We start from the raw sequence: 20,546 nt of genomic DNA, 5'->3' as shown, positions 1-20,546 counted from the left end.
GGACAGGCCCAGGACACCCCCGGGCACATCCGCTTATCGCCCGATGCGGAGGTTCGTTACCGCTTGCCCGGTTTCGTCACGTATCCGTGACTTCCGGGTCCACTGTGGACCAATCAGCCTCAGCTGGCCGCGCGGGTCGTCGCGTAACCGGGGTGCGGCAGCCGTTGCGGGCGGCCGTTCGGGTGGTACTCGAAGTGCCACCATTCGTTGTCGTACACGCGATACAGGCCGAACCGTCCACCGTGGACTTCGAGCCACTGCGCGCCTTCGTAAGGCCGCACGTCGAGCGCGACGCCTTGCACGTGCTGCGATTGCGCGGGCGGGAGCGTCAGGTGCAGGGCGAGTTCGTGCGAACCGGCGCGCTGCACTTCGGCGTGGAACAGATCCGCTTGCGTGGCGGCGTCGCGGTGGCCGGACGTCAGGCCGAGCAGGATTCCGTGCCGCCACAAGGCTTCGGTGCGCGCCGCGGTGAACGCGGCGTACGTGTCAGGCGTGAGCCCGGCGAGGTTTTCGGCCGGGTAGCGGGCCCCCAGCGCCCACTGGCACGCGACGTGCCGCGCCCGGCCCCGCGCGACCACCCACGCGACGGGCACGAAAAGCACCGCGAGCACGTGGGTGATCACTCGGTAGATTCCGGTCACTGCAAGGCCTTCACGACCGCGGCAGCGGCCTGCGCGATCAGTTTGTCGTCGGTCTTGGCGTCTTTCTGCGCGCGGTCGGACAGCACGGCGAGCACGATCGGAGCCCGGTTCGGCGGCCATACCACGGCGATGTCGTTGCGCGTGGCGTAATCGGCGGACCCGGTCTTGTCCGCGACCTGCCAGTCCGCGGGCACGCCGGCGCGGATCACGTTCGCGCCGGTGGTGTTGGCGCGCATGATCTTGGTGAGCACGGCCTGCTTGTCCGCCGGGAGTCCCGAGTCGAGCGCGACGGCGCGCAGGTCCTTGGCCCAGACTCGCGGGGTGGTCGTGTCCCGGACGTCACCAGGGCTCGTCTCGTTGAGAGCGGGCTCGATGCGGTCCACGTGGGTGACCGTATCCCCCAGCCTGCGGACCTCCGCGGCCAGCCCGGCGGGACCGCCGATTTCGCGGAACATGAGGTTATCCGCCGTGTTGTCGCTGTAACGGAGCGCAGCGTCGAGGACGCTCAGTAACGACATTTGCTCCCCGATGTGCTTCTCCGTAATCGGGGAGTTGGGCACGAGATCGCTTTGCCGAATCGTGACCGTCCGGTTCAGGTCGTCCCCGCGGTGCAGGATGGCTGCCGCGTTGAACACCTTGTGCGTTGATGCGTAGGCAAAGCGCTCGTCGGCGTGATAGGCGACCTCGCGGCCGTCGCCGGTGTCGACCGCGTAGACGCCGAGCCGGGCGTCGAAAGCCTTTTCCAGCGCGGCGAAATCCGGCTGGACGACGGTCTTGGCCGCGACCGGCGCGGCGGACTGTGCCGCGCTCGCCGGGGATTCCGGTGTTGCTGGTGTGGCACATGAGGCTAGCGCGACCAATGCGAACGCGGCCAGGGTCAGCCTGCGGAACACGGGGTTCTCCCTTCGAAGTCGATCAACTCCTCAAGAGCGTGCCCCCGGCCGGTTCATGCGGGCCAAGACACTTTTGTGCGAGATGATGCGAATCTGGCATAAGCTCTGGTCGTGGACTTGGTCGGCAGCTGCAAAGCGTTCGTGAGCGTGACCGAAGCGGGGAGCTTCACCGGCGGCGCGGCGGTCGCGCAGATCCCGCAGCCGGTGGCGAGCCGCCGGATCGCCGCGCTCGAGCGGCACCTGGGGGAGCGGCTGTTCGACCGGTCGACGCGGCGCGCGCGGCTCACGCCGTTCGGGCGGGACCTGCTGCCGTCCGCGCAACGTCTGGTCCGGCTCGCCGAGGCGATGGAACACGACGCTCAGCGCGCGCGTCGGCGGCCGTTGCGGCTGGCGGTCCCGGATACATCGACCACGCGTGATCTGGCCGAACTCGAGGCGCAGGCGCGGACGGTCGAGGTGTTCCTGGAGTTTCGCGTCGCCGGGCCGGCTGAGCGGGCGGAGCTGGTGCGGACGCAGGAAGTGCGGGCCGCGCTCGTCGCGGTGCCGCCGGAGGACGGGGTGTGGACAGTGCCGCTCGGGCTGGCCGGCGAGGCCGAGCCGGACGAAGCCGTGGTGCACCTGGAAACCCTGCGCGCGGGCCGGGCGGCCGGTGCGCGCCGCCGGGTGTGGGTGCAGCCGGAGGACGACGTGCCGCACGTCCGCGACCGGGTGTTCCGCGCACGGGACGCGGCCGGGCTGCTGCCCGCGCAGGTCGAGGTCGCGGCGACGCTGACGACGGCCGCGGCGAGCGTGATCGGGTCCGCGGATCTGCTGCTGTGCTCGGCTGACCAGGCGCGGGAACTGGGGCTGGCGTGGCGTCCGGTGGGCGGCGTCCGGCTCGCGCGCGGGTACGACGTGGCGGCCGGGCTCGGCGACGACGTCGACCGGGTGCGGACGCCGTTGCGCGCCGCGATCGCCCGGTGTCTCGGCGCGAGCGTTGCGGCAGACTGACGCCGTGAACACTGAGGCGCTGCTGGCGCGGCTGCGGGACGAACTCGACGAAGGCGGGCTGCGCGGCTCGTTCCTCGTCCGGGACCTCGGGTCCGGCCGCGAGATCGGGATCGAGCCCGACCTGGAGTTCGCGACCGCGTCGCTGGTCAAGGTCCCGCTCGTGGCGGTGACGCAGGACCGGATCCGGCGCGGCGAACTGGACTGCGCGCACCAGGTGGACATCGAACCCGACCGCATCGACACTGCGGGGCCGACCGGGCTGTCGCGCTTCCGCCATCCGGCGCGGGTGGCGGTGGCCGACCTGATGTACCTGGCTTCCTCGATCAGCGACAGTGCCGCCGCTGACGAACTGTTCGCGCTCACCTCGCCCGCGGAGGTCACGCGGACGGTGCGCGACTGGGGCATCACCGGCATCTCGGTGCGGCATTCGGTGCGGGAGCTGAGCGATACGCCGGTGGAACGATTCGCCGCGGCCGACGTGCATCTCGCGCACTCGCTCGCCATCGGCGCGGTGACCGAGGGGCAGGGCCATCCGGTGCGGCAGCTGGATGTTTCGCGGGCGAGTTCCGGTTCGGCCCGCGCGTTCGCCGACCTGCTGACCGCGTTGTGGACGCCGTCGAAGATCGATCCGGACGTGTCGGCACGGGTGCGGGAGTTGATGGGCGACAACCTGCTGCGGCAACGGCTTGCGCCGGATTTCGCGTCGGATTCCGCGAAGTGGTCGTCGAAAACGGGGACCCTGGTGAACTTGCGGCACGAGATCGGGGTGGTGGAGCATTCGGACGGCCAGTCGTTCGCGGTCGCGGCGCTGACCGAATCCCGGGTGCCCGCGGCGATCCAGCCGGAGGCGGAGATCTTGATGGCGCGGGTCGCGCGGGCGTTGCGGGACCATCTGCGGGCTCGCGGCTGAGCGAGTGCCGGGGTCCGGCCGGATCCGCCCTCGCGGCGAATCCGGCCGGTTCTTCCGTCAGATCAGGCCCAGCAGCGTGAGGATGAGAACGATTCCGTGCGTCTGCATTTCCGCGCACCTCCCTCCCGGATCCAGGCACGGAAAATCCCCGCCGCGAAAGAGCGTCAATTCGCGGTTTTCCGGGTTTCCGTGATTCTCGGCGAACCGCCCGGAGCGAGCGGCGTGCACCCAGAATGCGATCCGGGAACGCGGGCGGACAAGGGGTTTCCTGTTTCCTCGAAAGGAGGAAACACCTGCCGCATAGATGTCCGTGAGGGGAACTCCGAGGGACTCTGATTCCCTCGGGGTTCCCCTCACGGACTTGAGCCGGGGAGTCAGCGCAGGGTCGGATTGCCCCAGGCCAGCGCTGCCGGGCGGGTCGCGGCGGCGGCCGGGCCCGCCGGGGAGACGCCCGCGGCGGGGCGGCGGATCTCCAGCCGCAGCCGCCGGATGCCGGTGACGTCGAGTTCGGTGTGCCGCGGGCTGCCGAACGCGGAATGGTCGAGGTGGCGGATTTCCCCGTCGAGCCGGACGCAGAACAGGCCGGTCTGGAAAGCCGCGTCCGCGGCGTCGTCGAGCACGCCGGCGACCGCGGTGAAATGCGCGTAGGAACCGCCGAGATCGATTTCCGCGAACGCCCACGCGCCGTAAGTCGGTCCGGCGGTGCGGAAAACGACACTGTGCTCGTAGCCGATCCCGTCGATCCGCGCCGTGCCCGCGGTGATGTCCGCGCTCTTCTCCCGCCACGGCAGTTCGGTCGCCAGAACCGGTCCGGCCGCGGAATCCGTTGCGCCGCGCCAAATCCCGCGCACCGGGCGTTCGTTCTGGCTGCGCCCGGTGATCGCGGAGAGCAGTCCGGCGACGCCGTCGTCAGTGAATTCCGAAATCCGGAAATGCGTCGTGGAATACGGGGTGAGAAAGGACGGAATGTCCTCGACCGAAGCGCCCGGCAGCACCACCGGCAGGATGCGGCTGGTCTCGCGCTCCAGGTCGCGGGTGAGCGCGTCGCGCATGATCCGCGCCTCGAACTGGGAGCCGCGGCCCTCGTCGAAGGGCGCCTCCCCGTCCGCCCGCCGTTTGTAGTTCGGCGAGGCGACCACCAGCACGAAATCGGCGGCGAGGATGTTGCGGATCGCCCAGGCCGACCAGTCGAGCCGAGAGGCGTCGTCCCATTGGTCCAGCCGGACGTCGAGCCCGATCCGGGCGCGGAGGAAAGTGGCGAAGGTCCCGACCTGCCGGTAGTGCTCGGCGGCGGTGTCGTGGGCGTAGCTGATGAAGATCCGGGGTGCGGCGGGGGCGGACATCGGGCTCCTCGAATTCCGGCGGCAGCGGCCGGTCCAGTTTCGGGGCGCGCGCCGGACCCGGCGGGCGGGCGCGGGTTTTCGGCCACAAAGTGTCCAGAATCTGTCCCTTGTCGCGGCGCGCGCCAAAGGTATCGTCGGGGGCCGAGGTCGGATCGCCCGGACGCGGAAATCGACGGGGAGCGCTGCCCAGGTGTACCACTACGACGTTTTCATCAGTTACGAACGGCGAGCCGAAGCCATCTCCAAGTGGGTGCGCAACCATTTTCACCCGCGGTTGTGCGAACTGCTCGACGGAAACCTCGACCGGGACGTCCGGGTGTTCTTCGACGGGTCGGTGCGGGTCGGCGGGAAGTGGCCGGACGAGCTGCGTTCTGCCTTGCGGCACACCAGGGTTCTCGTCCCGGTGTGTTCCCCGAAGTACTTCTACAACGAGTGGTGCCTCGCCGAGTGGGCCTCGATGGCCCGCCGCGAAGAACTGGCCGGAAGCGACCGTCCGGCCACCCTGATCTATCCGGTCATCTACTGCGATTCGAAAAACTTCCCGCCGTACGCGCATGAACGCCGGATGAAGAACCTGACCGAGTGGAATCACCCGTACGAGCAATTCCAGGTATCGGCCAAGTACATCGATTTCCACGACGAGATGAACGGCATCGCGACGGAGATCGAGGAACTGCTCAGTGCGGCTCCGGCGTGGCAGCCGGACTGGCCGGTGCTGACTCCTCGGCCGGACACCCCGCCCGCCTCCCGGTTTCCGAGGCTCTGAGCGATGGCGGGTGTCGTGATCACCTTCTATTCCTACAAGGGCGGCGTCGGCCGCAGCTTCACGTTGGCCAATATCGCGGTCCTGCTGGCCCGGTGGGGACATCGCGTCCTGTGCGTCGATTGGGATCTCGAAGCACCGGGGCTGCGCGAGTACTTCCGGCCGAAGCTGGACGGCGATCCGGAAGGCGGCGTGGTCGATCTCGTCGCGGACTTCCGGGCCGGCACGGTCCGGCCGAACCGGCACATCATCCCGGTCCGCCTGGACAACGTCCCCGGCACGCTGGATTTCCTCCCCGCCGGCGGTGACGGCCCCGCATATCCGGGACAGGTGCAGGGAATCAATTGGGAACGCCTGTACGACGAGGATTTCGGCGAGTACCTCGAACGCTGCCGCGAGGCTTGGACGTCGGACTACGACTACGTCCTGCTCGACAGCCGCACCGGAATCTCCGACGTCGGCAGCATCTGCACCGCGCACCTTCCGGACCGGCTGGTCGTCCTCTACACCGCGAACATGCAGAGCGTCCGCGGCGCGGTCGACGTCGCGCACCGGGCGAACGTCGCGCGGAACGCCCTGCCGTACGACCGTCCGCAACTCCCCGTGCTGCCCGTGCTCTCGCGGTTCGACACGCGCGAGGAGTACGACCGGTCGGAGAGCTGGCGGGAGATCTGCCTCAAGGAAACGCGGAGCCTGTTCGACAGCTGGCTGGACCAGGACGTTCCGCCCGAGGTGATCGCGCGCCACCTCACCTTGCCCTATGTCTCGTATTGGACCTTCGGCGAGCAATTGCCGGTGCTGCTGGAGAAAAGCCCGGGCGCGGACCAGATCGGGTTCGCGCTCGAGACCGTCGCCGCGGTGATCGCGCATTCCTGCGACCGGACCGAACTGCTGGCCGAAAACCGCGACGCCTACGTGGCGGCGGTGCGCACCCGCACGCAGAACTTCGCCTACGACATCCAGGTCAGCATGCCGCGGTCGAACCTCGCGGTCTCCCGGGACCTGGTGGCGGAGCTGGAGAATCTCGGCATCCGGGTGGGACGGTCGCTGTCGGGCGACCGGTCGTGGCTCGGCCGCGCGGAAACCGACGCCCGGCACCTGTGCCTGGTGATCGACGGCAAGGCGAGCCGGTGGCAGCTCGCGGAGGTCGAGTTGTTCCTGCACCGCACGCTCGGCCAGGACCGCAGGCTGATCCCGGTGCTCACCGAGGGGACCGACTCGCGCGAGCTGTCCGGTTACCTCGGCAACCTCCGGCACCTGCGCCTGGGCCCGGCGTCCGGTCCGGCGAAGGTCGCGCGCAGCCTCGCCGACGAAATCGGCGCCGGACGGGCCCTGGTCGACACCGGCCAGGCCGACCTGGTTTCCCTGCTGCGGCAGGCAGAACACGCCCGGCTGCGCCCGGAACTGTGGGACCTCGTGGGCGAGTTCGCCAGCGAACTGCCGACTGCGGTAGGTGCCGGGGACAGCTCGCGAGCGCAGGAACTCGGCGCGGACCTGGCCGTGCTGCTGCGCCCGCGCCGCGACGACACCGGTGCGGTACCGCCGCCACGCGAGGTCCGGAAAGCACTGGCCTGGGCCCAGCAAGTGCTCGACGTGCGGGTCACCGGCAGCTAGCCCCCCAGAACGCCCCGCCCGCGACCGCGGCCGGGATGCCCCGAGGAAGGACGGCGGATGCACGAAAGACTGAGCCACAAGCAGTCCGCGGCGATGATCGCGCTGATGGTGCACGGCCGGGAGATGTCGAACCCGCAGCTGCGCGAGCAGGCAGGCTTCGCGCTCGACGGGAGGGACCGGCTGAAGCTCAACGAGAAGTACGTCAGCAGCAGGAAATCCGGCCGCGCGTTCGTGCACCAGCTCACCGACGACGGCTGGGACTGGTGCGCGGGCGAACTGGCCGCGCTGGAGCCGCCGAAGCCGGTGCGGAGCACGTTGACCGTGGTGGCTTACCTGGCGCTGAACAAGTTCTTCGAGTACATGCGCTTGCACAACGTTTCGCTCAAGGAGGTGTTCACCGGCAGCGAAGCGCCGCAAGCGGCTGACCTGGAAGAAATGATCCGGCTGGCGTACCGGAAACTCGCACGCGCGCCCCGCGGCTGGGTCGGTCTCGCTGATCTTCGGCCGTTGCTTGGCGACGCCGCGGCTGCCGAAGTCGACGCAGTGCTCAAGCAGCTGAGTCGTACTGGGCAGGCGCACCTGGTGCCCGAGTCGAACCGAAAGGCTCTCACCCCTGCTGACCGGGAGGCGGCCGTGCGCATCGGCGGTGAGGACAATCATCTGCTCTCGATCGAGGTGTCATGATCGAACATTTGGCTGTTCTGGCGACATTGCGGTTCGACTGGGTCGACGCTCCCGACCACGTGTGGCGGGATTCGCCCTATCACGTTGACGGCCTGCATGTCGACGCGATGTCCGCGATCGACGCCAGGATCCGCAGCGCGGCGGCGAGCGATGGCCCGAGCCCGATCGGTCTCGTGATGCAGGGAATGAAAGGCGTCGGCAAGACGCATCTGCTCGGCATGGTCCGGCGAGCAGCGCATCTGGCCGGGGGCTACTTTTTTCTCGACAACCTCACTGCGGGAAGCGCGTTCTGGGAGGACGCGGCTGACGCGTTGCGGCAGGGGCTGTCACGGGCAGACGGTTCTGGAGAACCCCAGGTGCGCAGCTTCGTGCGCCGGGTGTGCGAGCGCAGCGACGTCCCTTGGGAAAGCACTGCGGCGTTGCTGAGCGGGAAAAAGCTGAATCGGGCGCATCTCGAGGCGTTCTTGACAGGACTGCGAAAACTGGATCGGCAGGTCGCGATCGAGTGCGCGGACACAGCTCGTGCTCTGGTGCTGTATGCCTCGGACGACTCGACCCACAACGAGGTGGCCAACGACTACCTCGGCCGTTTCGAGGAGACGAAGTCTGGCACCCGTCGCAAGTGGAACATCCAGATGAAGCCGAAGTCCGCACAGGCGCAAGTGCACGACATGACGCGGCTGCTCGCGCTCACCGGGCCGCTGGTGATCAGCGTCGACCAGTTCGACACATTGGTTGCGCAGTCGGACAAACTGGCGAGGGAACGCGGGACGCCCGGGGAAACCGGTCTGCTCGTTGCTCAGATCGCCGACGGGCTGATGGGACTGCGGGAGGTTACCCGTCGGACAGTGACCGTGCTCGCCTGCCTGCCCGCGACGTGGGAGCTGGTCAAGGAAAAGGCCGCTGACACTGTGCCGGACCGGTTCGAGGAAACGCGCATTCTCGGTCGGGTGCTGGACGCCGAAGTGGCACGGCGCCTGGTGGAACGGCGGCTCGGAGTCGCCTATGCGACGATGGATTTCACTCCGCCCCATTCGACTTGGCCAGTGGCTGCCTCGGCATTCGACGGCTCGTGGGACGAATACACGCCACGAGAAATGCTGAAGCGGATCGGCGCGCACATCGAAGCTTGCGTCCGTGCGGAACGAGTCGTGGAGATGACCTCCTTCGGCCCGGACGAACCATTGATGCTGCCTGCGCGACCACAGCCCAAGCGTGATCGTTTCGCCGAACTCGATGCCTGGTTCGAGCAACTTCGCGCGGACGCGGATCCGTCGGCGTTGCTCCACTACAAGGTGGAGGACGAGGTGATGCCTCGCCTGCTCTCGGCCGCGTTGCGCGGCTGGATCACCGAGGTCGGCGACGACGAGATGGAGTGGGACACTCGCAAAGCTGACGACGAGCTGCACGCCTGGCTCACCCACACCATCGACGAGGCCTCGGATCTCGAGGAGCATTGGGCGTTCCGCGCGATCGCCGCGAATCACGCTGTCGCGGTGCTCAACCGGTTCCGCAAGGCGCGTTCGGCCGCCGGGCTGCGGCAGGGAGCGGACAACCGCCACCTCATCCTGATCCGGAACTCCTCGTGGTCCAAAGGAGAGAAGACCCAAGCCGAGCTCCGGGCGTTCGAAGCCGCCGGAGGGAAGCGGCTCAAGATGTCCGAAGCGGACGTCCGCACGTTCTGGGCGCTGGACGAGATGTTCGTCAAGGGCGGCCCGGACGTCCACGAGTGGCTCATCGACCGCAGGCCCGCGCGGCGTTCCCAGCTGCTGTCCGGCGTTCTGCCCGACGCCGCACCTCGTCCCGACGGCACCGCGCAAGCGACCCGACCGCCGGAGGCCCCGCGGCCTGCGAACCCGCCGCCCGCGCCCCAACCGTCCCTCTTTCCCCAACCGACCCCCTCACCTGCGCAAACCCCGCGCTCCCACCGCACCGGAAACACCCAAGCCCCCCGTTCCGACGGAACCCACCCGCCCCCGGACAGCACCCTCGCCCTCGGCACCGAAACCGGCTCCGGCAAGCCCATTCGCATCGAACTCTCCGCCCTCCGCAAGCACGCCGCGGTCTTCGCCGGTTCCGGATCGGGAAAAACCGTGCTCCTGCGCCGGATCATCGAGGAATGCGCCCTGCTCGGCGTGTCGTCCATCGTGCTGGACCCCAACAACGACCTCGCCCGCCTCGGCGACGCATGGCCGAGCCCGCCGAGCGGCTGGGGACCCGACGACGCCCAGCTGGCCGAGCGATACCTCGAAGGCACCGACGTCGTCGTCTGGACACCGGGTCGCGCCACCGGGCGTCCGCTGGGGTTCGAGCCGCTGCCGGATTTCGCTGGCGTGCTCGACGACGAGGACGAGTTCTCCGCAGCGGTCGAGGTGGCAGTAGCCGCCCTCGCGCCGCAGGCCCGCCTCACCGGCAGCACCGCGAAGGCGGACATCGGCTTGGCCGTGCTGCGGCAGACGATCGTGCACCACGCCCGCACCGGGTCGCGAAGCCTGCCGGAGCTGATCGACGTCCTCGGCGATCTTCCCGAAGGCGTCACGAATCTCAACGGCGGCCGAAAAATCGCCGCTGAAGTCGCGGAGCTGCTCAAGGCCGCGATGGTGAACGATCCGCTGTTCGCCGGGACCGGAACACCGGTGGATCCGGCGTTGCTGCTCACCCCGGCGGACGGCAAGCGCGCCCGGATCTCGGTGATCAGTTTCGCCGGGCTGCCGTCCGAAGCGCAGCGGCAGAGTTTCGTGAACCAGCTGCAGATGGAGCTGTTCGCGTGGATCAAGCGGAATCCGGCGGGGGACCGGCCGCTCGGCGCGCTGTTCGTGATGGACGAGGCGCAGACGCTCGCGGCGTCGGGTTCGCTCACCGCGAGCACGCGCAGCACGATCGTGCTGGCCGCGCAGGCCCGGAAGTACGGGCTGGGGCTGCTGTTCGCGACGCAGGCGCCGAAGGGCCTGCACAACCAGATCGCCGGCAACGCGACGACGCAGTTCTTCGGGCGGCTCAACAGCCCGGCGCAGATCGCCGCGGCGAACGAGATGGCGCGGGCGAAGGGGAGCCCGGTGGCGGACATCGCCCGGCTGGAGCGGGCCCAGTTCTACGTGTCCGGCGAGGCGTTCGGCTTCCGGCGGGTGTCGACGCCGCTGTGCCTGAGCCACCACCCGGCGAGCCCGCTGCGCCTCGAGGAGGTGCTCGCGCGGGCCAGGACGGGGGAGGGAAAAGGGGAGGGATGAGGAAAGCGGCCCGGACCCGGGGATCCGTCCGGGTCCGGGCCGCCGCTGGTCACACGCCCGCGACCGACTGGATCCAGTCGCGGTACTGGGTGACGTTGATGTAGGCGGTGTAGGACTGGCGGTCGCTGGTGGAGGCGACGCCGACCTGCTTGCCGTTCGCGTACATCGGGCCGCCGGAGTCGCCGCCCGCGGTGATGCCGTCGCCGCGGTTCGCGCACACCGACACGCCGGCCGCGCCGTCCGGGCAGTTGACCGAGGTGACCGAGACGTTCGCCACCTTCAGCACCTGCGACTGGCAGTTGATCTCGGGCTGGTCGGTGCAGGTCGCGCCCCAGCCGTAGACCTGGGCGGTGTCGCCGACGTTGACGTCGCTCGCGGTGCCGAGCGGCGCGTACTCGGTCTGCACCTTCTGGTCGATCTGGACCAGCGAGATGTCGGCGTCGGAGGAGTCGTGCACCGACGTCGCGGAGACCTCGGTGCCCTGGGTCTGGTCGAGGCTGCCGATGTGGAAGGTGATCTGCTTGCCGCCCGCGCCCTGGGTGCAGTGGCGGGCGGTGAGGATCCAGTCGGGCGCGACGATCGTGGCGGAACAGAGTTCCTGGCCGCCGGCGAACATGCGGGCGGCGGAGTGCAGGGAGTCGGCGGTGCTGCCGTCGATGATGGCGGGCTGGGCGGGAGCGGCCACGGCCGGGGAGGCCGCGGCGACGGCGGCGAAAGCCAGGCCGGACAGGACTGCGGCGGTACGCGCGATTCGCACGGGTGATCATCTCCGGTGGGTACGGGGAGTGAGCGGTCAGGTACTGACCCACCGTCGTGAATGTCGGTAAATGACGGAACCCGCCGAAGGTCGGGCTGACACAGTTCCCGACTTTCGTCGTAGGGCAAGCGGAGCAGCCCCCGGTCGCGGTGTGCGGAGGCGGACTGTGAGCGCGGTCACCGTGCCTCCAGGTCCAGAATGGTGTCGGGTGGACGAGCGGGCGCGACGGGCCCCGCCTGGACAGGGAGCGCAGCACGCGGATGGAAGCCGGCTCACAGGGATCGGCACGGCTGAAGTCGTCGTACCGCTACGACGACCTCGACGTGCTCACGCTGCTGCTGGCGGGGGAACTCGACGCCGGCACCGCGCTGGTGGTGGTGCGCGCGGTGACGTTCGCGCTGGCCAAGCGCCCGATGGCGCTGGTGCTGGACCTGACCGGGCTGACGCAGCTGAGCGACGCGGGCGTCCACGTCCTGCGGGCCGCCCAGGACCGCGCGGCCGCCGAGGGCGTGGTGCTGCGGCTGCTCGCGCACCCCTCCGGCGAGGCGGGCCGCCGGCTGGCCGAGACCGGCATGACCGGGGTGTTCGACATCTATCCGGACCGCACGGCGGTCCGCGTGGAGACCGACCGGATCGCGTTCCTGCGCCGGATGAAACGGCGGCTCGACGCGGGCTGAGCCGGTTCGGATCCGGGCGTTTCGGGCCTGCCCGAAGGGGCGAGGTGGCCCGAGCGGGTGAACTTCCCGGACTTTTTTCGCGAGTGGTCCATACCAGTTCGGCGATGTTGCGAGTTCACGCGAGCAGCGCTTCGGCGAGTCCCTGCTCCTGGATCGACTCGCGCAGCTTCGCCAGCGCGCGGCATTGCGTCACCCGGACGTTGCCCGCCGAGATCCCCAGCGCCTTCGCCGTTTCGGCCGACGTCAAGCCGACGACGACCCGCAGCGTCAGGATTTCCTGTTGCAGCTTCGGCATCCCGGCCAGCAGCCTGCCCAGCGAGGCGCCGAGGTCGGCGGTCAGCGTGTGCGATTCCGGGCCCTCGCGCAGATCCGGGTTCTCCGGGACGTCGGACACCGGCCGCGAACGGTCCCGCGACACCGCGCGGAAGGCGTCGGCCACCTTGTTCGCCGCGATCGCGCGCACCAGGTGCAGGAACGACCCGCCGCGGTCCTCGTAGCCCGGAACCGCCTGCAGGACCGCGATGCACACTTCCTGCGCGACGTCGTCGGCCGACAGGTACGACAGGTCGCGTCCGCCGATGCGGGCCCGGCAGTAGCGCGCGATCACCGGTTTCAGCAGCGCCAGCAGTTCCGGAGCCGCGCCGGGGACGCCGTCGCGGGCGGCGCGGACCACGGTTTCCAGGCGCTGCGCCAGCCCGGACGGGCGCGGCAGCGCGGCGAGCGGGACGTAGCCTTCGACCGGTTCGGGCACGGTGGCGGTGGGCATAGGGGTCGGTCCTTTCGTACGGGCGGCCGCGGTGGTCTCGCCCGCTCGATCCGGGAGTCGGCCGTCCGGCCCCGGATGTTGCGCCCGCGCGGGTGTTGTCCAGCTTCTGTCCGTTGCGCGGCAACGAGTTTCGCGCGGACCTGGACAGATCTTGGACAGCTTCGTCGCGGCGGTAGCGCGTCCGGGCGCGACGGCGATCCCGGTGCGGTCGGAGAGCTGTCCCGATCGGGAAGGGGAATCGCGATGATCACGCACTGACTTCAGCCGGGGCCCGGCCGGCGAGGTTCAGCCGGCCGGGTTCCACCGGATGCCGTAGGCGAATCCGGGCGCGAGGTGGTCGAAGCGCAAGTGCACCTCGCCCGAGCCGTCCGGGCTCACCACGTCGCCGCGTGCGCCCGGATCGCGTGCGTCGTCTTGAAACACGCGGTCCAGCCGCACGATTTCGGCCGGCGGCGCGGCCGGGAAGCGCACGTGCAGATCGAACCGGTCGACCGGATGGCGCGGCACGCACACGTAGTGCGGGTGCCGGAATTCCGCGCGGAACCGCAGCGCGAGGTCGTGCGTTTTCCCGCGCGGCAGGGGATCGGCCAGCTGCAGCGCCAGCCCGACCCGGTCGTTCGACTCCATCGCGCGGCGGACGAGCGTGCCGCCGTGGAAGACGTCGACGTCCAGATCGCTTTCCCGCACCGGCCCGGCGGTCGCGGACGTGGTGGTGAGGGTGAGCGCGAGGTCCAGTTCGGCGATCTCGTCGGCGTCGGCGACGATCCGCCGGAACTCGAACACCTCGGGCCGATCTTGGTCCAGGGCAAGGGAGACGCGCAGCAGTTCGGTGTGCCAGCTGCTGCTGTCGGGCGCGGGCCGGGCGCCGCCCTCGCGCGGGCCGGCGAGCGCGAGGTGCGCCACGTGCTCGATGCCCTCGTCGATGCGCCGCCGGATCGTGCGGTCGTCGCGGTCCAGCTCGCGCGCGGCCCAGTGCACCCGTTCCTGGTAGAACGGCTTGCGCGCCGGTTCGTGCATCGCGAACGCCGCGAGCACGGCGATCCGGAGGTCGTCCGGGAGCGTTTTGGCCAGCGGCTCCAGCACGTGCGCGAGCCGGTCGCGGATCTCGACGTTTTCCGCGTTGTCGGGAATCCCGCAGACCTCGCGCAGGACCGGGCCGACCCGAATCCCGAGCGGAGTGGTGAATACGCCGCGCCCCTTCCGGAGAACTTTCAATTCCGCGACCAAGTCCGCCGCGTTCGGTTCCACCCGTTCCTCCCTCGCGTCTCCCCGCCCGCAGCCACTGTTCCTCAATGCGGCCGGGGATGTCCAGCCTTGCCCGGCATCGGCGCACGGACTGTGACCGGAATGATTTCCCATTCCCGCGTCCGGCTGGTACGGCCGGGTTTATCGGCGCCGGAAATTCGCTCGGATGGCGCCTTCCCGGAACGGCGGGTGACTGCTCCCTATTGGCGGCAGGCGGTTCGTCCGGGCTGCTGGCGGGCGGTCAGCCGGCGCGGCTTTCGATCTCGTAAGCTGCGCGGGCGGCCGTCCGGGGTCTACTGTGCTGGCTGGCTCCCGGCTCGCCGAAGCCGAATATGCCCTTTCGCCCCAGCCCTCGGCGACGCGGCTTGCAGGTGGTAATGCGACGCCCGTGTTGCCTCCTGTTCCCCGTTCACGCGATTAAGGCGGAAACAGGAAACTCCTTCCCCGAATGCCGCAGGGTCCCGCATTCTCGGGACAAGCCGCCGACCAGGCGGGCGGAAATCCGCTGAAGGAGCTGCCGTGAAGGTCATCTGTTCGTTTTCTCTGCTGGTGCGGGCCGCGTTGTGGCTGACCGGGGTCGCGCTCGTGTCCGGGGTCGCGCTCGGCCAGCCGGGCGGGCCCGCGCCGGTCGCGCCGCCGGTCTCGGTGCGGACCGCGCCGTGACGAAACCGCGGCCCGGCGTGTGCCGGATCGTCATACTGGGAGCGAGAAGAGGGTGGAGGCGGATGACAGCGCGCGCGACGTTCGGGGCGGAACTGCGCCGGCTGCGCACCGCGGCCGGGCTGTCGCTCGCCGACCTGGCCGCACGGGTGCATTACAGCAAGGGATACCTGAGCAAAGTCGAAACCGGTCTTGCCGCGCCGAATTCCGCACTCGCAACCTTATGTGAATCCGAATTCGGTACTCCAGGGGCGCTTACTTCGCTGGTTCCCGCGGAAACCGGAAAACGTCGCACCCGGCCGGACGTCCGCCCGTCCGGCCTCCCGCCGGTGACCGCCGACTTCACCGGACGCGACGAGGAATCCCGGGCCGTACGCGAGATTCTCGAGTCCGACGGCGGCGTTTGCGTCATTTCGGGGATGGGCGGGGCGGGGAAAACGGCGCTGGCGGTGCGCTGCGCGTACCGGCTCGAACCGTCCTTCGCCGACGGCAGCCTCTTTCTGGACCTGCGCGGCACCTCCGACGATCCGGTCACGCCCGCCGACGCGCACGACCGGCTGCTGCGGATCCTGGAGGTGCCCGCCGAACGGATCCCGGCCGATCCCGACGACCGCGCCGCGCTCTTCCGGACCTGCCTGCGCGGCCGGAGTTTCCTGCTGGTGCTGGACAACGCGGGCAGCACCGGGCAAGTCCGCCCGCTGCTGCCCGCCGAGCCGAAATGCCGCGTCGTGATCACCAGTCGCTCCCGGCTGCCCGCATTGGACGAAGCGAAGCACGTCTCGCTGGGCGTTCTCCCCACCGCATCCGCCACCACGTTGGTCACGGCTCTGACCGGCGCGACCCCCGACGCCGCACTGCGGATCGCCGACCGCTGCGGCCGTCTCCCGCTGGCGATCCGGATCGCCGCCGCTCGCCTGCGCGCCCACCCCGCGTGGGACGTCGCGGAACTGGAACGCCGCCTGGCCGACGAGACCCGCAGGCTGGGCGAACTGGACGACGGCGAACGAAGCCTGGCCGCCGCGTTCCGGTTGTCGGTACGCCAATTGGACCAGCCGGAAGCGCGGCTGTTCAGCCTGCTCGCCCTGCACCCCGGCCCGGACTTCGACGTCACCGCCGCGCAGGCGCTGGGCTCCCTGGATCCGGTGGAGGCGGAACGGCTGCTGGACCGCCTGCACCAGGCGTACCTGCTCACCCAGCCGGAACTGGGCCGGTTCGGTTTCCACGACCTGGTAAGGGTTTTCGCCGCCTCCGGGGCCGCCGACGAGGACGCTTTCCGCCGCCTGGCCGATTTCTCCGTCGCCACCGCCGAACGCGCCGACCGGGCGATGAGCGGCCCGCGGTACCGCCCGGAGGTGGTCTATCCGCCGGGGCTGCCGGAGGTGGAGTTCCCGGACCAGGACAGCGCGATCGCCTGGTTCCGCGCGGAATGGCCCAACCTGGTCGCGCTCTGCCGCCGGGCCGGGGAGACGGACCGATGCTGGCAGTTGGCGTTTTTCCTGCGCGGCTTCTTCTACCTGACCAAATTGTGGGACCCGTGGATCGCGACGCACCGCTGGGCGCGCGCCGCTGCCGAGTCAGTCGGCAACCGCTGGGCCGCCGCCACGACCACGGCGAACCTGGGCATCGCGTACGTCGACCGCGGCGATCTGGACGAGGCTTCCCGTTGCTACAGCCAGGCTTTGGCGGAGTACCGGCAACTCGGCGACCGCCACGGCGAAGCGACCGCGCTGGCGCATTCCGCCTGGGCGGAGCACTACCGGGGCAACCACGAACAAGCTCTGCGGGACTTGCGCTCGGCGGCCGATTTCTACGAACTGACCGGCAACCGACGCAGCGGCGCCATCACGACGCGGGGTGTCGCGCTGGTCCTCACCGCACTGAATCGCCCCGCCGAAGCCGCGCAGGTGGTTGAAGAAACCTTGGCGGTGTTTGAGGAATTGGGCTTGGAACTGGACGTCGTGATGGGGTTGAACTGCCTGGGCTGGGCGAGGTTCCGCTCTGGAGATCACCCAGGCGCCGAGTCGGCTTACCGGGAGGCCGCGGCCCGCGCGGAGTCCTGCGGAAGCACCCATGAGGCAGCGCGGGCTTACCTGGGCTTGGGGAATGTCGCGGCCGCGCGGGGAATCGCGAGGGAGGCCGCTTCATTGTGGGAGCGGGCTGAGGCCGCGCATCCTGCGCTCGACCCAGTGACCGTGGGCGAGGCGGCTGCGCGCGCCGAGTATCCATAGCGCGTGAGATTCCCGGACGGCGCGTGTCCTCCTGACGACCGGTTCATCCGACGAGGGAGTGACGATGCCTGACCCGACTGCGCTACCGAAGCCCGGACTCGCCACCGACCAGGGCCAGACCGCGATCGCGGACGTCGTGGTCCAGAAGATCGCGGGGCTGGCCACCCGCGAAGTCCCCGGAGTCCACGCCCTCGGCGGCGGCGCCGCACGCGCGTTCTCGGCAATCCGGGAACGCGTCCCCGGCGCGACGGCCTCCGCAGGGCAGGGCGTGTCGGTCGAGGTGGGGGAGAAGCAGGCAGCCGTCGACCTGCAGGTAGTGGTCGAATACGGAGCCTCGATCGCCGACGTGTCCCGCTTGATCCGCCGCGGTGTGATCACCGGGGTGGAACACATGACCGGGTTGGAGGTGGTGGAGGTGAACGTCGCGGTGACGGACCTGCACTTGCCGGAGGACGGGGAAGACGGTGCGGCGGAGTCCGGACGGGTGGAGTGAGCTGGGTGGCGTTGCCCGCGTGACTGTGGCGGGCTGTGGAGCAGTGTCTGAATGCCGAGCACGAGCAGAAAGACCGCTCCGGATCCGGGTGGCCGCGTGCGGCAACTCAGCTTCGATCTCCGCCGCCCGCGACCCCGCCATCTCTGCGGGCAGCGGCACTTCCCGGTATTGCCAGGACGAACGTTCAGGCTTCGGCGGGCGGCTCGAGTCGCTGAGTCGGCAGTTGCCCGGGCACTTCCCGTTTTCGCAGGGGCGAACGTTCAGGCTTCGGCGGCCGACTCGAGTCGCTGAGTCGGCAGTTGCCCGGGCATTCGAGTGCGGGCCTGGACACGGTTCGCGCCTGGAGTGTGCCCGCCGTCTCCAGGTGGCGTGGCCGGGGTTTCGGGGCGGGTGGCGGCGTGTTGGGATGGGCGGATGGGATCGTCGCCTGAGCCGGTTGAGCAGTTGCCTCGTGTGGCGGGGTTTCGGGCGCTGATGTTCGCCCTGCCGCCGGTCGGGCGGCGATGGTCGGCTGGGTTGCGGGCCGCGGCGGCGGTGGCTGTCCCCGGGATCGCCCTGGTGCTGGCGGGGGCGTCGGCCTCGGCGTTGTTTGTCACGCTCGGGACGTTCGCGGTCTTGTACGGCGAGGGGCGGCCGTATCGGGTTCGGGCGGGCGTCGTGGCTGCTGCTGGCGCCGGGTTGCTCGCGGCGGCGGCGTTGGGTGCTTCGGTGGGGACTGTGGTTCCGCCTGGGCCGGTCTCGGTGCTGGTGGTTTCAGCGGTCGCGGTGCTGGCGACGTACGTCGTCGACGCGTTGCGGCTCGGGCCGCCGGGGCCGTTGTTTTTCGCGCTCGTTTGTGCGGGTGCGCAGGCGGCGGTCGAGGCGGGAGCCCAGCCGTGGGTGGTGCTGGGGTGCGCCGCGGCGGGGGTCGGGTCGTCGGTCGTGGTGTCGATGGCCGGGGTGCTGGCTGACCGGACCAAGCCGGAACGCAGCGCTGTCGAACGTGCGGTGCGGGCGGTCGACGTGTTCCTCCGTTGCCGCGACCGAGCGTCGGATATCGGTTGCGGCGGGCGGTTCCGTTGCGTTCGCATGCCGCGCTGACGGCCTTGCGCGTCGGCGCGGGTTGCGTGGTCGCTGGGGAACTGGCGGTGGCAGTCGGGTTTGGATGGCCGCATTGGGCGGTGCTGAGTGCGTTGGTGGTGCTGCAGCAGGGATTGGACCGGCGGCGGGCGAATGTGCGGGCGCTGCACCGGTTCGTCGGGACCGCGGCCGGGCTGGTGCTGTTCGGATTGGTGATGACGGTCGGCCCGTCCGGGGTCGTGCTGATCTTGATCCTGGCGGTGTTGCAGTTCTGTGTGGAGCTGGTGGTGCCGCGGAATTACGCCGTGGCGACGGTGGTCATCACGCCGCTCGCGCTGCTGGCCGCCGGAGTGGCGAGCCTGCCGGGCCCGGTGTGGCCTGCGGTGGCGGACCGTTTCGCCCAGACGGCGATCGGGGTCGCGGTGGCGGTGGTCGTGCAGTACGCGGTGGTGCCGCGAGCGCATCGGAAGACGTTGGCCTGGACCGGATCCCGCGTTCGTGCCGCTGCCCGCGCGGTGCTGGCCGGTGCGCCGGTTCCGCGTGCGGCGGCGCGCCGGGACCTCCAGTTCGAACTGGAAGGCGCGACCCGCGCGGGGGTGGATTCGGTGCACAACGAACCCGGCTGGGCCGCCGAGCGCTGGCCCGCCCACGCGGCCCTGGTCCACGACGGCTACGACCTGCTCCAAGCCTGCTGGTCCGCGCCGGACGGCAGGCTGCGGGACGTGGAGCGGTGGAACAGCGCGTTCGGCCGGTGAGGCTGGGACGCCCGGGTGGTGGCTCGGGATTGCGGGGTTGAGCGAAAGCGCCCGTGCCTGGCTCGCGAACGGTGGACACTCGCCTGTCTCGGAGGATGTCCAGCGAGTTCGGCCAGTGGACATGCCTTGCGGATTTGTCCGCGATGGTGGGCATAGTCCACGGCGGCGCGAATGTTTGGCGGGCGTCCTGAGGCTGGCTGAAGTCTGGCGGATCGGCTCGGAAGGTGGCGGAGTTCTTGCACGCGGAGCGTCCTCGGCCGTGGTCCGGCGATTCCGCCGGTGGCTGGTCGCCAACCGCGAGTGCAGACCCGCCTTGGCGCACTAGCCCGCGGATTCAGCCGTCTCTGCCGAACTGCGTCGAGCAACCGCCTTCGAAGCGAGCGCCTCGAGGCCTGGCCGCGCGCAGCGGTCATCAGCGCAGACTCCGAGCCGCCCGCTTTCGCGCGACTCCAGCACCCCCCAGCTATCGAGGACGCAGAGCCGCCTCGATCTCGTCCTGGTCCGCGTCGCCAGGAGCGATCGTCAGCGGGCCCGCGACGTCCAGCAACCCCGGATGCCGGACCGTCCAGCGCAGCACCGGCAGTGAATCCTTCGTCAGGTCGTGCGCGGACGTCACGGTGACCCCGGGCGTCGGGCCGCACGTGACCACGTTCGCGGACGGGCCGCGGCCGTCGGTGTGGCAGAAGGCGGCTCGGCCGTCGGAGGACAGCGCCAGCAACGCCGGGGTGCCGTCGGCAGTGGCGGTGGGCAGGACGTGGTCGTACTCGGCCAGCCAGCGCATCACTAACCGGTGCACGCGTCGGCCTCGGATGCTGGTCATTGACGCGGTGTAGGTGCGGGC

Annotated in this window: 19 protein-coding genes; 12 read left to right on the top strand and 7 right to left on the bottom strand. The window is 70.0% G+C overall.

The features are described from left to right. Positions 1–119: 119 nt before the first annotated feature. The gene (locus ABZX37_RS25115) at positions 120–641 is read right to left on the bottom strand and encodes a D-alanyl-D-alanine carboxypeptidase family protein (RefSeq protein WP_354743390.1); all 522 of its coding nucleotides are present in this window, start codon (positions 639–641) and stop codon (positions 120–122) included. Further along, positions 638–1,534, bottom strand: coding sequence for a class A beta-lactamase (bla, locus tag ABZX37_RS25110; RefSeq protein ID WP_354743388.1), 897 nt, complete (start codon positions 1,532–1,534; stop codon positions 638–640). The genes ABZX37_RS25115 and bla overlap by 4 nt, the downstream gene beginning before the upstream one ends. 111 nt (positions 1,535–1,645) lie before the next feature. Between bla and ABZX37_RS25105 the strand changes: the two genes are divergently transcribed. After that, positions 1,646–2,524 carry a LysR family transcriptional regulator gene (locus ABZX37_RS25105; RefSeq protein WP_354743386.1) on the top strand — a complete coding sequence of 293 codons (879 nt, stop codon included), beginning with the start codon at positions 1,646–1,648 and terminating at the stop codon, positions 2,522–2,524. Between the two features lie 4 nt (positions 2,525–2,528). Further along, positions 2,529–3,434: a serine hydrolase gene (locus ABZX37_RS25100; protein WP_354743384.1), complete on the top strand. Its 906-nt coding sequence runs from the start codon at positions 2,529–2,531 to the stop codon at positions 3,432–3,434. A gap of 374 nt (positions 3,435–3,808) precedes the next feature. Here ABZX37_RS25100 and ABZX37_RS25095 read toward each other — a convergent pair whose 3' ends face one another. Then, complete coding sequence (locus tag ABZX37_RS25095) at positions 3,809–4,777, bottom strand: SEFIR domain-containing protein (RefSeq protein WP_354743383.1); 969 nt, start codon at positions 4,775–4,777, stop codon at positions 3,809–3,811. 190 nt (positions 4,778–4,967) lie between these two features. On the opposite strand from ABZX37_RS25095, the gene ABZX37_RS25090 reads away from it, so the two are divergent. Genes ABZX37_RS25090 through ABZX37_RS25075 form a run of 4 tightly spaced genes read left to right on the top strand, consistent with a single transcriptional unit; the run spans position 4,968 to position 11,065 of the window. Then, positions 4,968–5,543, top strand: coding sequence for a TIR domain-containing protein (locus tag ABZX37_RS25090; protein WP_354743381.1), 576 nt, complete (start codon positions 4,968–4,970; stop codon positions 5,541–5,543). Between the two features lie 3 nt (positions 5,544–5,546). Next, on the top strand, positions 5,547–7,154 hold the full coding sequence (locus tag ABZX37_RS25085) for an AAA family ATPase (protein ID WP_354743379.1): 1,608 nt from the start codon (positions 5,547–5,549) through the stop codon (positions 7,152–7,154). A 57-nt stretch (positions 7,155–7,211) separates the two neighbouring features. Next, the gene (locus ABZX37_RS25080; RefSeq protein WP_354743377.1) at positions 7,212–7,838 is read left to right on the top strand and encodes a hypothetical protein; all 627 of its coding nucleotides are present in this window, start codon (positions 7,212–7,214) and stop codon (positions 7,836–7,838) included. Continuing rightward, positions 7,835–11,065, top strand: coding sequence for a DUF87 domain-containing protein (locus tag ABZX37_RS25075; RefSeq protein WP_354743375.1), 3,231 nt, complete (start codon positions 7,835–7,837; stop codon positions 11,063–11,065). The genes ABZX37_RS25080 and ABZX37_RS25075 overlap by 4 nt, the downstream gene beginning before the upstream one ends. A gap of 49 nt (positions 11,066–11,114) precedes the next feature. Here ABZX37_RS25075 and ABZX37_RS25070 read toward each other — a convergent pair whose 3' ends face one another. After that, positions 11,115–11,822 (bottom strand): trypsin-like serine protease, encoded by a 708-nt coding sequence (locus tag ABZX37_RS25070; protein ID WP_354743373.1) that lies wholly within the window; start codon positions 11,820–11,822, stop codon positions 11,115–11,117. Positions 11,823–12,082: 260 nt separating this feature from the next. Here ABZX37_RS25070 and ABZX37_RS25065 point away from each other — a divergent pair, with 260 nt between their 5' ends. Continuing rightward, entirely contained in the window at positions 12,083–12,499 is a 417-nt protein-coding gene (locus ABZX37_RS25065) for an STAS domain-containing protein (RefSeq protein WP_344279432.1), read from the top strand. A gap of 115 nt (positions 12,500–12,614) precedes the next feature. Here the strand turns inward: ABZX37_RS25065 and shbA are convergent, their stop codons facing one another. Continuing rightward, on the bottom strand, positions 12,615–13,265 hold the full coding sequence (gene shbA, locus ABZX37_RS25060; protein ID WP_354743371.1) for an RNA polymerase sigma factor ShbA: 651 nt from the start codon (positions 13,263–13,265) through the stop codon (positions 12,615–12,617). A 285-nt stretch (positions 13,266–13,550) separates the two neighbouring features. Next, positions 13,551–14,513: a hypothetical protein gene (locus ABZX37_RS25055; RefSeq protein ID WP_354743369.1), complete on the bottom strand. Its 963-nt coding sequence runs from the start codon at positions 14,511–14,513 to the stop codon at positions 13,551–13,553. Between the two features lie 516 nt (positions 14,514–15,029). Between ABZX37_RS25055 and ABZX37_RS25050 the strand changes: the two genes are divergently transcribed. The 5 genes from ABZX37_RS25050 to ABZX37_RS25030 all read left to right on the top strand — a co-directional run bounded on the left by ABZX37_RS25050 (position 15,030) and on the right by ABZX37_RS25030 (position 19,705). Continuing rightward, positions 15,030–15,173 carry a hypothetical protein gene (locus tag ABZX37_RS25050; protein WP_354743367.1) on the top strand — a complete coding sequence of 48 codons (144 nt, stop codon included), beginning with the start codon at positions 15,030–15,032 and terminating at the stop codon, positions 15,171–15,173. 62 nt (positions 15,174–15,235) lie between these two features. Next, complete coding sequence (locus tag ABZX37_RS25045; protein ID WP_354743365.1) at positions 15,236–17,398, top strand: tetratricopeptide repeat protein; 2,163 nt, start codon at positions 15,236–15,238, stop codon at positions 17,396–17,398. Positions 17,399–17,462: 64 nt separating this feature from the next. Further along, positions 17,463–17,891, top strand: a complete 429-nt coding sequence (locus tag ABZX37_RS25040; protein ID WP_354743363.1) for an Asp23/Gls24 family envelope stress response protein — start codon at positions 17,463–17,465, stop codon at positions 17,889–17,891. Between the two features lie 453 nt (positions 17,892–18,344). Further along, positions 18,345–18,971, top strand: a complete 627-nt coding sequence (locus ABZX37_RS25035) for a hypothetical protein (RefSeq protein ID WP_354743361.1) — start codon at positions 18,345–18,347, stop codon at positions 18,969–18,971. Between the two features lie 47 nt (positions 18,972–19,018). Beyond that, a complete protein-coding gene (locus tag ABZX37_RS25030; protein ID WP_354743359.1) occupies positions 19,019–19,705 on the top strand; it encodes an FUSC family protein in 687 nt (228 codons plus the stop codon). 463 nt (positions 19,706–20,168) lie between these two features. Here the strand turns inward: ABZX37_RS25030 and ABZX37_RS25025 are convergent, their stop codons facing one another. Continuing rightward, entirely contained in the window at positions 20,169–20,525 is a 357-nt protein-coding gene (locus ABZX37_RS25025; RefSeq protein WP_354743357.1) for a hypothetical protein, read from the bottom strand. Positions 20,526–20,546: the final 21 nt, after the last annotated feature.

The organism is Amycolatopsis sp. NPDC004079 (assembly GCF_040610415.1).
Lineage (GTDB): Bacteria > Actinomycetota > Actinomycetes > Mycobacteriales > Pseudonocardiaceae > Amycolatopsis > Amycolatopsis halotolerans.
Note: the sequence above shows the minus strand (reverse complement) of the source record. Positions and strands in the feature narration are given on the sequence as shown.